The 14,477-nt window shown below is 69.2% G+C and carries 11 protein-coding genes; 3 read left to right on the forward strand and 8 right to left on the reverse strand.

Annotation, left to right across the window (positions count from 1 at the left end; all coding sequences use genetic code 11):
- The first annotated feature begins 1 nt into the window (after position 1).
- The 3 genes from zwf to pgl are packed head-to-tail and all read left to right on the forward strand — an operon-like array spanning position 2 to position 3,416.
- Positions 2–1,540: a glucose-6-phosphate dehydrogenase gene (zwf, locus tag OG407_RS14425; protein ID WP_403599630.1), complete on the forward strand. Its 1,539-nt coding sequence runs from the start codon at positions 2–4 to the stop codon at positions 1,538–1,540.
- Positions 1,537–2,637 (forward strand): glucose-6-phosphate dehydrogenase assembly protein OpcA, encoded by a 1,101-nt coding sequence (gene opcA / locus OG407_RS14430; protein WP_405858218.1) that lies wholly within the window; start codon positions 1,537–1,539, stop codon positions 2,635–2,637. The genes zwf and opcA overlap by 4 nt, the downstream gene beginning before the upstream one ends.
- A complete protein-coding gene (gene pgl / locus OG407_RS14435; RefSeq protein ID WP_405858220.1) occupies positions 2,634–3,416 on the forward strand; it encodes a 6-phosphogluconolactonase in 783 nt (260 codons plus the stop codon). Before opcA ends, pgl begins: the two co-directional genes overlap by 4 nt.
- A 78-nt stretch (positions 3,417–3,494) precedes the next feature.
- On the opposite strand, the gene pgi is transcribed toward pgl, so the two are convergent.
- The 8 genes from pgi to OG407_RS14475 all read right to left on the reverse strand — a co-directional run bounded on the left by pgi (position 3,495) and on the right by OG407_RS14475 (position 13,804).
- Positions 3,495–5,147 (reverse strand): glucose-6-phosphate isomerase, encoded by a 1,653-nt coding sequence (gene pgi, locus OG407_RS14440; RefSeq protein ID WP_405858222.1) that lies wholly within the window; start codon positions 5,145–5,147, stop codon positions 3,495–3,497.
- Positions 5,148–5,201: 54 nt separating this feature from the next.
- Positions 5,202–6,470, reverse strand: a complete 1,269-nt coding sequence (locus tag OG407_RS14445; protein ID WP_405858224.1) for an MFS transporter — start codon at positions 6,468–6,470, stop codon at positions 5,202–5,204.
- 133 nt (positions 6,471–6,603) lie between these two features.
- On the reverse strand, positions 6,604–6,939 hold the full coding sequence (locus OG407_RS14450; protein ID WP_078623027.1) for an RNA polymerase-binding protein RbpA: 336 nt from the start codon (positions 6,937–6,939) through the stop codon (positions 6,604–6,606).
- Between the two features lie 207 nt (positions 6,940–7,146).
- A complete protein-coding gene (gene secG / locus OG407_RS14455; RefSeq protein ID WP_078652560.1) occupies positions 7,147–7,380 on the reverse strand; it encodes a preprotein translocase subunit SecG in 234 nt (77 codons plus the stop codon).
- Between the two features lie 109 nt (positions 7,381–7,489).
- Positions 7,490–8,245, reverse strand: coding sequence for a triose-phosphate isomerase (tpiA, locus tag OG407_RS14460; protein ID WP_327407327.1), 756 nt, complete (start codon positions 8,243–8,245; stop codon positions 7,490–7,492).
- A 41-nt stretch (positions 8,246–8,286) separates the two neighbouring features.
- Entirely contained in the window at positions 8,287–9,498 is a 1,212-nt protein-coding gene (locus OG407_RS14465; RefSeq protein WP_405858226.1) for a phosphoglycerate kinase, read from the reverse strand.
- Positions 9,499–9,646: 148 nt separating this feature from the next.
- Positions 9,647–10,657: a type I glyceraldehyde-3-phosphate dehydrogenase gene (gap, locus tag OG407_RS14470; RefSeq protein ID WP_266876785.1), complete on the reverse strand. Its 1,011-nt coding sequence runs from the start codon at positions 10,655–10,657 to the stop codon at positions 9,647–9,649.
- Between the two features lie 189 nt (positions 10,658–10,846).
- Positions 10,847–13,804, reverse strand: coding sequence for a M14 family zinc carboxypeptidase (locus OG407_RS14475; RefSeq protein ID WP_405858229.1), 2,958 nt, complete (start codon positions 13,802–13,804; stop codon positions 10,847–10,849).
- Between the last annotated feature and the right edge of the window lie 673 nt (positions 13,805–14,477).

Genomic DNA, 14,477 nt, shown 5'->3' on the forward strand with positions numbered 1-14,477 from the left:
CTTGGCTCCTCATTCCGGTTCCGGAGCGAATCCGCTTCGTGACCCCGCCGACCGACGGCTCCCGCGTATCGCGGGGCCGTCGGGCCTGGTCATCTTCGGCGTCACAGGCGATTTGTCACGCAAAAAGCTGATGCCCGCCGTGTACGACCTCGCCAACCGGGGTCTGCTGCCGCCGGGCTTCTCGCTCGTCGGCTTCGCCCGGCGCGAGTGGGCCCACGAGGACTTCGCACAGGAGGTCCACGACGCGGTCAAGGAGCACTCCCGTACGCCGTTCCGTGAGGAGGTCTGGCAGCAGCTCGTCCAGGGGATGCGCTTCGTCCAGGGCACCTTCGACGACGACGACGCGTTCGAGCGGCTGCGCGACACGATCGACGAGCTGGACAAGGCGCAGGGCACGGGCGGCAACTTCGCCTTCTACCTGTCGGTGCCGCCGCGCTCCTTCCCGGTCGTCATCCAGCAGCTGAAGAAGCACGGTCTCGCCGACCAGGAGAAGGGTTCCTGGCGCCGCGCGGTCATCGAGAAGCCCTTCGGCCACGACCTCAAGTCGGCCGAGGACCTCAACAAGGTCGTGCACGAGGTGTTCGCCGCGGACCAGGTCTTCCGCATCGACCACTACCTCGGCAAGGAGACCGTCCAGAACATCCTGGCGCTCCGCTTCGCCAACACGATGTTCGAGCCGATCTGGAACCGGTCCTTCGTGGACCACGTGCAGATCACCATGGCCGAGGACATCGGCATCGGCGGCCGGGCCGGCTACTACGACGGCATCGGCGCCGCCCGTGACGTCATCCAGAACCACCTGCTCCAGCTGATGGCGCTGACCGCGATGGAGGAGCCGTCCTCCTTCTCCGCCGACGCGCTGGCCGCCGAGAAGGAGAAGGTGCTCGGCGCGGTACGGCTGCCGAAGGACCTGGGCAGGAACACGGTCCGCGGGCAGTACGCGGAGGGCTGGCAGGGCGGCGAGAAGGCCGTCGGCTACCTCCAGGAGGACGGTATCGACCCCAAGTCGAAGACCGACACCTACGCCGCCATCAAGGTCGAGGTGGACAACCGCCGCTGGGCGGGCGTCCCCTTCTACCTGCGCACCGGCAAGCGCCTGGGCCGCCGCGTCACCGAGATCGCGGTGGTCTTCCAGCGCGCCCCGCACTCCCCCTTCGACCAGACGGCGACGGAGGAGCTGGGCCAGAACGCGATCGTCTTCCGCGTCCAGCCCGACGAGGGCGTCACGGTCCGCTTCGGCTCCAAGGTGCCCGGCACCTCGATGGAGATCCGGGACGTCTCCATGGACTTCGCCTACGGCGAGTCGTTCACGGAGTCCAGCCCGGAGGCGTACGAGCGCCTGATCCTCGACGTCCTGCTCGGCGACTCGAACCTCTTCCCGCGCACCGAGGAGGTCGAGCTGTCCTGGAAGATCCTCGACCCGATCGAGCAGTACTGGGACAAGCACGGCAAGCCCGCGCAGTACCAGTCCGGGACATGGGGTCCGGTCGAGGCGGACGAAATGCTCGCACGAGAGGGACGGAGCTGGCGTCGGCCATGAAAATAGACCTCACCGACACCACTGCCAGCAAGATCAACAAGGGGCTGGTGAAAGCCCGCCGCGCCATCGGCACCCCGGCCGTCGGCATGGTGCTCACCCTCGTCGTCGTCACGGACGAGGAGAACGCCTACGACGCCCTGAAGGCCGCCAACGACGCGTCGCGCGAGCACCCCTCGCGCACGCTCGTGGTCATCAAGCGCGTCTCGCGCTCACCTCGGGACCGCACCCAGTCCCGCCTCGACGCCGAGGTCCGGGTGGGCACGGACGCGGGCAGCGGCGAGACGGTCGTGCTCCGGCTCTACGGCGAGGTCTCCGACCACGCCCAGTCCGTGGTGCTGCCGCTGCTGCTGCCGGACGCGCCGGTGGTGGTCTGGTGGTCGGTGGACGCGCCGCGCGACCCGGCCAACGACCCTCTGGGCGCCCTGAGCCAGCGCCGGGTCACCGACAGCTACGCGGCGGAGAAGCCCGTCGACGAGCTGCGGTCCCGCGCCGAGAGCTACGAGCCGGGCGACACCGACCTGGCCTGGGCCCGGATCACCCCGTGGCGTTCGATGCTGGCCGCCGCGCTCGACCAGGTCGACTCCGAGATCGTCTCCGTCGAGGTGGCGGGCGAGGAGTCCAACCCGAGCGTCGAACTGCTCGCGATGTGGCTCGCCGACCGCCTCCACGTGCATGTACGGCGTGCGGTCTCCGCGGGTCCCGGTCTGACCCAGGTGCGCCTGGAGACGACCGGCGGCCCCATCACGCTGCACCGGTCCGACGGGGCGATGGCCACCCTGGCACTGCCCGGCCAGCCGGACCGCGCGGTGGCGCTCAAGCGCCGCGAGACGTCCGAACTCCTCGCGGAGGAGCTGCGCCGACTCGACCCGGACGACACCTACGCGTCCGCGCTGCGGTTCGGCGTGGACCGGCTGGGCGGCATCCAGTCGGCGGCGGAGCGGGCCGAGGCGGCGGCTCAGCCGGTGCCGACGCTGCCGGTGCGCGCGGTGACGGAGCCGGCGGCGACCGGTGTGCAGCCCGCCTCCTCGGAGAGCGGGGACTCGGACCGGCCCACCCCCGCGAAGATGCCCCCGGTCAAGAAGGCTGATCCGCAGTGAGCACTCCCCAACTCGTCGTCCACCGCGACAAGGAACTGATGGCCCAGGCCGCCGCGGCCCGCCTGATCACGAAGATCGTGGACGCGCAGGCCTCGCGCGGCTACGCCTCGATCGTGCTCACCGGCGGTCGCAACGGCAACGGTCTGCTGGCGGCTCTGGCGGGTCAGCCCGCCCGGGACGCCGTCGACTGGGGCCGCCTGGACCTGTGGTGGGGCGACGAGCGGTTCCTGCCCGAGGGCGATCCGGAGCGCAATGTCACCCAGGCCCGTGAGGCATTGCTCGACGCGGTGCCGCTGGACCCGAAGCGCGTGCACGCCATGCCCGCGTCCGACGGCCGCTACGGCAACGACGTGGAAGCGGCGGCGGCCGGCTACGCCGAGGAACTCGCCCGGTCCGCCGGTCCCGAGAACCACGGTTCCGTCCCGACCTTCGACGTCCTGATGCTGGGCGTCGGCCCGGACACCCATGTGGCGTCGCTCTTCCCGGAGTTGCCCGCCGTACGGGAGACCGAGCGCACGGTCGTCGGCGTCCACGGCGCACCCAAGCCGCCGCCGACCCGGGTCACGTTGACCCTCCCGGCGATCCGGTCGGCCCGCGAGGTGTGGCTGCTCGCGGCCGGCGAGGACAAGGCGGAGGCCGCGGCGATCGCCCTGTCCGGCGCGGGTGAGATCCAGGCACCGGCGGCCGGCGCGCAGGGCCGCGCCCGCACCCTGTGGCTGCTGGACGCGGCGGCGGCCTCCCAGCTGCCGCGCGCGCTGTATCCGCCGGCTTCGGCCTGACACCGGCTGTTACACCGGTGAGGCCGACAACCCGCTGAAGAGCCCGTACGACCTCGGTCGTACGGGCTCTTCCGTGTCTCAACGCCCGCGCAGCTCGCGGTACTTGGCGACCAGGGCCGTCGTCGACGCGTCCAGGCCGGGCACGTCCGCGCCCTCGCTCAGGGCGGGTTCGACGCGCTTGGCGAGGACCTTGCCCAGCTCGACGCCCCACTGGTCGAAGGAGTCGATGTTCCAGACCGCGCCCTGCACGAACACCTTGTGCTCGTAGAGCGCGATGAGCTGGCCGAGCACCGACGGGGTCAGCTCGCGGGCCAGGATCGTGGTCGTGGGGTGGTTGCCCTTGAACGTCTTGTGCGGCACCAGCTCCTCGGGCACACCCTCCGCGCGCACCTCGTCCGGCGTCTTGCCGAAGGCCAACGCCTGTGTCTGGGCGAAGAAGTTGGCCATCAGCAGGTCGTGCTGCTTCTTGAGCCCGTCGCTCAGCTCGGCCACCGGCTCGGCGAAGCCGATGAAGTCCGCCGGGATCAACTTCGTTCCCTGGTGGATAAGTTGGTAGTAGGCGTGCTGCCCGTTCGTCCCCGGGGTGCCCCACACCACCGGCCCGGTCTGCCAGTCGACCTCCTGGCCGTCCCGGCCCACGTACTTGCCGTTCGACTCCATGTCCAACTGCTGCAGATACGCGGTGAACTTGGAGAGGTAGTGGCTGTACGGCAGCACGGCATGCGACTGGGCGTCATGGAAGTTGCCGTACCAGACACCCAACAGGCCGAGCAGCAAAGGCACGTTGGACTCGGCGGGCGCGGTGCGGAAGTGCTCGTCGACGAGGTGGAACCCGTCGAGCATCTCCCGGAAACGGTCCGGCCCGATGGCGATCATCAGCGACAGCCCGATCGCCGAGTCGTACGAGTACCGTCCGCCGACCCAGTCCCAGAACTCGAACATGTTGGCCGTGTCGATGCCGAACTCGCTGACCTTGCCGGCGTTCGTCGACAGCGCCACGAAGTGCTTGGCGACGGCGTCCTGACCGGCCTTCAGCTCGGTGAGCAGCCAGTCGCGGGCGGAGGTCGCGTTGGTGATCGTCTCGATCGTCGTGAAGGTCTTGGACGCGATGATGAACAGCGTCTCCGCCGGGTCGAGGTCGCGGGTCGCCTCGTGCAGGTCGGCGCCGTCCACGTTCGACACGAACCGGACCGTCAGACCGCGGTCGGTGAAGCTGCGCAGCACCTCGTACGCCATCGCCGGACCGAGGTCGGAGCCGCCGATGCCGATGTTGACGACGTTCTTGATGCGCTTGCCGGTGTGGCCGGTCCACTCGCCGGAGCGGACGCGGTCCGCGAAGCCGGCCATCTTGTCGAGCACGGCGTGCACCTGCGGCACCACGTTCTCGCCGTCGACCTCGATCACCGCGTCACGCGGGGCACGCAGCGCGGTGTGCAGGACCGCGCGGTCCTCGGTGACGTTGATCTTCTCGCCGCGGAACATGGCGTCCCGGAGGCCGAACACGTCCGTGGCGGCGGCCAGCGCGTGCAGCAGCCGCAGGGTCTCGTCGGTGACGAGGTGCTTCGAGTAGTCGAGGTGCAGGTCACCGACCTTGAGCGTGTAGGCGGTGCCGCGCCCGGGATAGGCGGCGAACAGCTCCCTCAGCTGCACCTCGCCGAGCTCCTCACGGTGCTTGGCCAAGGCGGTCCACTCGGGCGTCTGGTTGAGCCTGGTACGGCCGTCTGCGTTCATTGCGACTTCAGCCTTCTTTCCTACCGACCTGGGGGCCGGTTCCAACCTAATTGATCAGCCCGTGACATGAGCGGTCGTCGCGTCGTCCTGCGGGGCAACAACAGGTACGTCCGGCTTGACCGCAGGTATCAGTGCGATGACCGACAGGACGAAGAAGGCGGCGGTGAGCAGGGCGGGCGTGTTCAGGCCCCAGGCGGTGGCGGCGGCCCCACCGAGGAGGGCGCCCAGTGGTGCCCCGGCGGCGGCCAGGGTGCGGAAGGCGGAGCTGACCCGGCCCAGCATGTCGGCTGGGGCACGCTGCTGCATCAGCGTGGTCGTGTGAACGTTCCACAGCATGCTCATGCAGCCGAAGACGCCGAGTGCCGCCACGACCGCGACCAGGCTGCGCACGGAGCCCATGACGACGAGGGCGCCGGTCTGCACCAGGCCCGCGAGCAGCACGCTCCGTACCGGGCCGAGGCGGGTGGTGATCCGCCGGTTCACCAGTCCCCCGGCCAGGCCTCCGACGGTGAACGCGGTGGTCGCCGCCGCGTACCCGGCGGTTCCGGCGTCCAGCCAGCCGGTCACCAGGATGACCAGGGTGGCGATCAGGGCGCCCATGCCGACGTTGCACAGGGCTGTCGCCGCGCACAGCCCGCGCAGGGGCCGGTCGCGCCACAGGGTGCGCAGTCCGTCCGCGATCTCCCCGCGCAGGGTGCTGCCCACCGGTCCCGGCGCACGGTCGGGCGGCGTGGTGCGCAGCGAGGCGACCAGTGCGGCGGCCAGGAGGAAGGTGCCCACGTCGGCCACGAAGGGAACCGCCGCCCCCGCGGCGATCAGCAGGGGCACCACGGGCGTTCCCATCAGGCCGCCCGCGATCTTCTGCCCGGTCATCAGCCGGGTGTTGGCGCTGCCGAGCGCCGCCCGGTCCACCAGGGCCGGCAGCAGGGCCGTGGAGGCGTTGTCGAAGAGGGTCTGGAGCGTGGTGAGCGCGAAGGCCAGCGCGATGAGCAGCAGGATCGAGGCGTGGCCGAGGGCGACAGCCACGGCGAAGGCGGCGACGAGTAGCCCACGGACCGCGTCCACCGTCCACATCGCGCGCCGCTGGTCCACCCGGTCCGCGACCGCGCCGCCGAGCAGTCCGAAGACGATCCAGGGCAGATAGCCGCAGGCGGTCACGGAGGCGATGAGGAGGGGCCGGCCCGTCAGCGAGACGGCGAGCAGCGGCAGTGCCGCACCACGCAGCGCGTCCCCGAACCGCGAGATCACGGCGGCGCTCCACAGCCGCCCGAACCCCCCGCGCCACGGGGGCACATGACTGCTCGTCACCTCGACCGTCGTCACCGCTCCCCCTCACGATTCGTCACTTCACAAACCGTAGAGGGCACCACTGACAATCGGTCCGGGGGCGGGTCGGCCACCGGCCTGCGAAACAGCTCCGGCCAGACACCTTGTGGGCGTCCGGCCGGTTCAACTCCTAGATTTCTCCCCGCAGTTTGGCGAGCGCCTCGGCGAGGATCGCCTCGCCGTCCGCGTCGCTGCGCCGCTCCCGTACATACGCGAGGTGCGTCTTGTAGGGCTCGGTGCGCGGCGGGGCCGGCGGATTGTCCCGGTCCTGTCCGGCCGGGAAGCCACAGCGGGGGCAGTCCCAGGTTTCGGGAACCTGCGCGTCGCTGGCGAAGCTGGGCTGTGTCTCGTGTCCGTTGGAGCACCAGAAGACGATGCGCAGCCGGGGCGCGGACTCGCCGCGCTCGGCCTCGCCCATCGGCCCCGCCCCGACCCGGCTTCCTCGGATCGCGTTGCCACTTGCCACGGTCGTAACTCCCTGCGTGATGGTGCCGCGAAGCGAGTCGGCGTTTTCGCTCCGTTGCGAGCGCCTCAGTCTACGTAAGGCCCAACGCGCGTCCAGTGGTTGGAGTTACAGCCCCTACACCTAGACGCAAGCCCCATGATAGGCCGCGCTCAGCTGCGCGTACCGAACATGGGGCCTTACGTACGGAATGTGCGACGGAACGTGCGGTCAGCTCGTCTTCATCAGCAGGCCGAGCACGACGATGCAGGCGAACCAGAGCACACCGAGCACCACGGTGATGCGGTCCAGGTTGCGCTCGGCGACCGAAGAGCCGCCGACGGACGACGCCATGCCGCCACCGAACATGTCGGAGAGACCGCCGCCCTTCCCCTTGTGCATCAGCACCAGCAGCATCAGCAGCAGGCTGAAGACGATCAGGGCGATCGAGAACCCCAAAACCACGGCTGGACCAACTTCCTCGGATTCGGATGGACGACAGGGGCATAGCGGCTGGCGCTATGCCCCCGCAAGGGTACGACGGATCGCGGCTACCGCCTACACACTGCTGAACTCACTGGTCGCGGAAGCGCGCGATCTTGACGAACTCGTCCGCGTCCAGCGAGGCACCGCCGACGAGGGCGCCGTCGACGTCGGGCTGGGCCATGATCTCGGCGACGTTGCCGGACTTGACGGAGCCGCCGTACTGGATGCGGACCTGGTCGGCCAGCTCCTGCGAGTACAGCTCGGCGAGCTTGCCGCGGATGGCCTGGCAGACCTCCTGGGCGTCGCCGGCGCCGCAGACCTTGCCGGTGCCGATGGCCCAGACGGGCTCGTAGGCGATGACGACGGACTCGGCCTGCTCGGCCGGGACGTCCTTGAGGCCGCCCTCGACCTGGGAGAGGGTGTGGGCTACGTGGTTGCCCGCCTCGCGGATGTCGAGTTCCTCGCCGACGCAGAGGATCGGGGTCAGGCCGTGCTTGTAGGCGGCCTTGACCTTGGCGTTGACGATCTCGTCGGTCTCCGCGTGGTACTGGCGGCGCTCGGAGTGGCCGATGGCCACGTACGTGCACTTCAGCTTGGCCAGCATCGCACCGGAGATCTCGCCGGTGTAGGCGCCGGAGTCGTGCGCCGAGATGTCCTGGGCGCCGTACTTGATCTTGAGCTTGTCGCCGTCGACCAGGGTCTGCACGGAGCGCAGGTCGGTGAAGGGCGGCAGGACGGCGACCTCGACGGCCTCGTAGTCCTTGTCCGCGAGGGCGAAGGCGAGCTTCTGGACGTGGGCGATGGCCTCAAGGTGGTTGAGGTTCATCTTCCAGTTGCCCGCCATGATCGGCGTGCGCCCAGAAGAAATAGATGGAGCCATTACGGTCAGTCCTCCAGTGCGGCGAGGCCGGGGAGCGTCTTGCCCTCTAGGTATTCGAGGGAGGCGCCGCCGCCGGTCGAGATGTGGCCGAATGCGTTCTCGTCGAAGCCCAGGATGCGGACGGCCGCGGCGGAGTCGCCACCGCCGACGACCGTGAAGGCCGGGGAGTCGAGAAGGGCCTGGGCGACCGCCTTGGTGCCCTCGGCGTAGTCGGGGTGCTCGAAGACGCCCATCGGACCGTTCCAGAAGATGGTGGCCGCGTCGGCGAGCTTCGAGGCGTACAGGGCACCGGTCTCGGGACCGATGTCGAGGCCCATCTGGTCGGCCGGGATGGCGTCCGCGGCGACGACGGTGGGGTTGGACGGGGCCTTGGTCTTCAGGTCCGGGAACCCGGCCGAGATCACCACGTCGACCGGGACGACCAGCTCGACGCCGTTCTTCTCGGCGCGCTCGACGTACTCGGTGACGGCGGGCAGCTGGTCGTCCTGGACCAGGGAGGCGCCGATCTCGTAGCCCTTGGCCTTGAGGAAGGTGAAGGCCATGCCGCCGCCGATGAGGATGCGGTCGGCCTTGCCGAGCAGCTGGTCGATGACGGCGAGCTTGTCGGAGACCTTGGAGCCGCCGAGGGCTACCACGTAGGGCCGCTTGACGTCCTCGGTGAGCTTCTTCAGGACGCCGACCTCGGTGGCGATGAGGTAGCCGGCGTAGCGCGGCAGGCGGGCCGGGAGGTCGTACACGGAGGCGTGCTTACGGTGCACGGCGCCGAAACCGTCGCCTACGTAGACATCCGCCAGGGCGGCGAGCTGGTCGGCGAACTCGCCGCGCTCGACGTCGTCCTTGGAGGTCTCGCCCGCGTTGAAGCGCAGGTTCTCGATGACCGCGACCTGGCCGGGTTCGAGGCCGCGCACCGCGTCGTGGGCGGCGGGGCCGACGGTGTCCTGGGCGAACGCGACCGGCGCGCCGAGGAGTTCGGCGAGGCGCTCGGCCGGCTGGAGGAGGGAGAAGGCCGGGTCCGGGGCGCCCTTGGGGCGGCCCAGGTGCGAGGCCACGATCACCTTGGCGCCCGCCTCGACGAGGGCCTTGACCGTGGGCAGGACGGCGCGGATGCGGCCGTCGTCGGTGATGAGGCCGTCGGCCAGCGGGACGTTGAGGTCGGCGCGGACGAAGACCCGCTTGCCGTCCACGCCTTCGGCGAGAAGTTCGTCGATCGTCTTCATAAAGGGACTCCTAGGGAGGGCTCTTCAGATCCGAGAGGGCTGATCGATCACTACGTAGCAACGGCTCGGACACTACGCAGCAAGGGCTCGGGCAGCGCGGCGTGCGCTGCCCGAGCCCTGACTCACATCGAGTTGCCTGCTCTGGGAGTTAGAGCTGGCCGCCGACGAAGACCGTGAGGTCGACGAGGCGGTTGGAGTAGCCCCACTCGTTGTCGTACCAGCCGAGGATCTTCACCGTGTTGCCTTCCTGAACCATGGTCAGGAGGGAGTCGAAGGTGCAGGAGGCCTGGTCGCCGACGATGTCCGAGGAGACGATCGGGTCCTCGGTGTAGGACAGGTAACCCTTGAGGTCGCCGTCCTCGGAGGCCTTCTTGAACGCGGCGTTGACCTCGTCCTTGGTGGTCTCGCGCTGCAGCGTCACGACCAGGTCGGTGGCCGAACCGGTCGGGACCGGGACGCGCATCGCGATGCCGTCCAGCTTGCCCTTGAGCTGCGGGAGGACCAGGGCGGTGGCCTTGGCGGCACCGGTCGTGGTCGGGATGATGTTCTCGGCGGCGGCACGCGCGCGGCGCAGGTCCGAGTGCGGGAAGTCCAGGATGCGCTGGTCGTTCGTGTACGCGTGGACCGTCGTCATCAGGCCCTTGACGATGCCGAAGTTCTCGTCGAGAACCTTGGCCATCGGCGCCACACAGTTGGTGGTGCAGGAGGCGTTCGAGATGACGTGGTGGTTGGCCGCGTCGTACTTGTCCTGGTTGACGCCCATCACGATCGTGATGTCCTCGTCCTTGGCCGGAGCCGAGATGAGGACCTTCTTGGCGCCGCCGGCGATGTGCTTCTCGGCGTCGGCCTTCTTCGTGAAGATGCCGGTCGACTCGATGACGATGTCGACGCCCAGCTCGCCCCACGGGATGTCGGCGGGGTTGCGCTCGGACAGCACCTTGATCGTGTGCCCGTCGACGGTGATCGTGTCGGCGGTGTGCGACACCTCGGCCTGCAGGCGGCCCAGGATGGTGTCGTACTTGAGCAGGTGAGCGGTGGTCGCGGTGTCACCCAGGTCGTTGACAGCCACGATCTCGATGTCAGCACCCTGCTTCAGCAGCGCGCGGAAGTAGTTACGACCGATGCGGCCAAAGCCGTTGATGCCTACGCGGATCGTCACGAACCGATCTCCTCGTTGGTACGCCGGCTCAGTGCCGGCGAGTTGTATGGGATGTCCCCGACCGCCTACGACCCTACCTCCCTGAGCCCTCCGTGGTGACATCGAGATGCCCCATACACGGCAGGGCGGTCCGTACCCGCCAGTAGGGGTACGGACCGCCCTTGATGTTCATGACATCGACACGCCGAGTCAGCTCTTGAGGGCCGTCAGTGCCTTCTTGAGCAGGGCCGCCCGGTCGCTCGCCGAGGTGACCTGTTCCAGGCCGAAGCCGAGCAGCACGGAGCGGCCGGTGGTGACCGCGCCGTACGTCTGGAACAGGGCTCCGGTGCGGGTCCAGTCGTTCAGGACCGCCGGGCTGCCCGGGGGCGGTCCCGTCACGCTCCAGGCGCCCAGGGAGGTCTCGAAGCCCTCGGTCTGGGTCGCCGTGCCGCCCACGACGAGCGAGGTGTCGTCGGCGAGGACGCCGTGGCCGCCGGTGCCCGGGTCGGTGATGTAACTGAGCGAGACCTCGACCGACTTGCCCGCGTAGGCGCTCAGGTCGAAGCCGACCTGCTGCCAGCCGTTGGAGGCGCCGGTGAGGCTGTTCCACGAACCGGTGGTGCCGGTCGCGGTGCAGCCGCTGGTGGCGACGGTCAGGTAGTGCTTGAGCCAGGGGTGCTCGGCGACCAGGAAGCCCGCCTCGCACTCGGTCGGTACGGCGGTGCTGGTGGCGCCGCCCACCTCCGGGAGCGTGGTCCAGTCATCGGCCCCGGTGGTGTGGATCTCGACGACGGCGTGGTCGTAGCCGGGCTCGGTGTCCCACAGCAGCTCGCTGCGCAGCGTGGGCTTGTCGGCCGCGCTCACCCCGGTGAGGTCGATGGTGCGGGTGAGGCGCTTGTAGGCGTCGTCGGTGTGGACGGCGGCGGCCATGTAGGAGCCCGCGTAGGGGCCGTACGGGTTGACGGTCCCGGCGAACTGGCCCGCCCCCGCGCTCGCGAACTGGGGGTACTTGGCGGGCGACAGCGAGTCGGAGGTGACGCTGTAGGTACCGGCCCGGTCCAGCGGGTTGCCGGGTGCGCCGCTGAGCGGCCCGGTGAAGCCGGCGAGCTTGCCGGAGCCGGTGAAACCGGTGGCCCCGGGAGTGGACGTACGCGAATAGGCGCCCAAGTAGTACTGGCTGAAGTCGTTCGAGGGGGTGCCGTCGCCGAGGTCTACGGAGCCGCCGGCCTGCTCACCGGCCTCGATCAGCTTGCCGCCCTCGTTGAGGAAGGCGCGCAGCTGGAGCTGGGTGTCGTTGCCCGGTCCCGCCGTGCCCGAGTAGTGGACGACGGTCTTGAAGTGGTCGAGCACACCGAGCGCGTCGGGCGCGCCCTGCGTGGCGACGTCCCAGACGACCGCCTTACGGCCGTTGGCCTTCAGCGCGTCCACGTAGGTCTGCGCCTGGGTGGCGGCAGCGCCCTCCTCGGCGACGACGAGGGTGTCGGCCGCGGGCCGCTTGGCCACCGTGTAGGTGAAGTGCGCGCTGGAGGTGGGCTTCCCGGCCTTCGTCTCACCGGTGAACCAGACCTCGACCTTGTCGCCCGGGTCGCCGTCCTTGACCTTGGCCCGGTACTCGTCGAAGTACAGGTTGTCGTCCCCGCCGTAGGTCCGGCCGCCCTTCCAGGACTTGAGTGCCGTGTCCTTCGTACGGCCGCCGTTGACGCGGTACTTGAGCTCCTTGTCGCGCACGGACTTCCGTACGACGACGGAGACCTCCTGGTCGGCGCCGCGGGAGTACGACGTCGGGAAGGTGGCCGGGGTGAAGTCGGCGGCGCTGAGGCCGACCGACGACTTCGGCTGGTCGGGGTGCGCGGCGGTCTCGGCGACGGAGAGGGCGAAGGGGATGTTCTTCGCGAACTCGTCCTGGATCAGCTTCTCGTCGTCCGGGTAGTTGAAGACGGACTGGCAGTCGGCCGCGTTCCAGGCGTCGTTCGGGTCGATGTTCGACGCGGTCTGGCAGGTCGACATCTCGGGGGTGAACATCGACATGCTGTTGACGTTCGACGCGTGGCCGTCCGCCTCACCGTTGGTCGTGTACAGCTCCGAGGAGACCTGCGAACGGTAGCCGGGGATCGCCGGGTTGTCCGGGGTGCCGGCGAGCGCCTTGTAGAGCACGTCGTCCGGGGTCGGGGTCGCGACCTGCCAGCCGACTCCGTAGAGGAGGAGTTCGGCGGCGGAGTGGTAGTTGATGCCGTAGGTGAAGCCGATGCGCTTCTCGAAGGCGTCGAGTGCGGCGGTCTCCGGCTCGGAGTTGGGGGCCGCGCCCCGGTAGGTCTCGCTGGTGGGGTTCGGGGACGAACCCTCGTCGTCGTAGCCCCACTTGTAGGCGAAGTTGCGGTTGAGGTCGACGCCGTCGCCGGTGGAGATCACACCGTCGCCGTTGACGTCCCGCAGGTTCTTGCGCCACAGGCGCGTGTCGCTGTTCTGGAAGGTGTAGTCGTAGCCGTCCGGGTTGGCGGACAGCACGAACCACAGTTCGGTCGAGTCGACGATCTTCTTGATGCGCTTGTCGGTCTTGTAGTTGTCCAGGTAGTAGTGCATCAGCCGGCGGGTCATTTCCGGGGTGATCCACTCGCGCGCGTGCTGGTTGGACACGTACAGCACGGAGGGCTTGGAGCCGTCCTTGGTCTTCTTCGCGTTCTTGGTCAGTTTGAGCGCGAGGATGTCCTGGCCGTCGATCGTCTTGCCGATGGACTCGACCTTGGTGAGGCCGGGGTTGGCCTGCCCGGTCTTGACGATCTCCTCTTCGAGGCCGCCGCTTCCGCTGTACGGGCGGAACACGCCCTGCGCCGCGTCCTCGACCCTCGTCTCGGCCTTGGCCGACAGGGTGTGCTCGGTGAGGTCGACGCCCTGCTTCTCCAGCTTCTGGGCCTGCTGGTCGGTGAGGTAGACCTCTACGGCGGTCCTGCCGGACGCGGAGAACTGGTTGTCGCCGAGTTCGTGGGCGTCCTGTCCGGCCTTCAGGAGCAGGGGTATCTGCTTCTGGGTGACGTCGGCGTGGAAGACCTTGACCTCTGCGGGGTCCGACTTCGTGGAACTCCCGCCCTGCGCCTGGGCGATGGGTGCGATGCTCGCCCCGGCGATCAGGAGGGCGCCGACAGCGAGGATCGATCTCGCTCTGTGTCTCATGAATCCCCCTAGCAATCGTTCGCCACAACGGCGAACAGTTGCCAGGCTCATGACACTTCATGATCGAGTCAAGGGGGCATCAAGGACGGTCAAATGGCGCGGTGGGTGGGGGACTTCGACAGGGGCGGCGGATCGTACCGGGTAGGCGAGGGGCGACGCGTGTCCCTCGCGGGGGCCAGGCGGCGTCGCTCGTGGGCCGCGTGGGGCCGAGCTGCATCGAGGTCTGCGGCGCCCAAGGCGGACGCACGCCGACGCGGGGTCCTCGGGTAGGCCCGACCGATCTCCTTGAGGGGCGCGGGTCGGGCGGGGGTCGTTTCTCCTTGAGGGACACCGGTCGAGCGCGGGTCGTTGATTGTCCCCGGCCTGATCAACCGGCAGGCCTGAAGGAGCGCGCCCACAGCAGAGAAGCGCCGGTGCCAGGGTCTTCCGAGGGGGCCTGCGGGTCTTCCTCAAGGCCTGCACGCATTCGCCCGGCGGGAGCCCTCGCAGCCTTGCCCTCGGCCCTCGGCCTGCCTGAAGCCGACCGGTCGTCGTCGATTCCCTCCGGCCCGATCCACCAGGCACGCCCAGAAGGGGCCCACACCAGCGAATTGACAGCCCGTCGGCAACCGCTCAAAGCAGCCCACGACAGACGAACGCCGGTGCCGACGCCCGGACTGGGCACCCGCACCGG

This window comes from Streptomyces sp. NBC_01515 (assembly GCF_045040345.1).
In the GTDB taxonomy this organism is placed as follows: domain Bacteria; phylum Actinomycetota; class Actinomycetes; order Streptomycetales; family Streptomycetaceae; genus Streptomyces.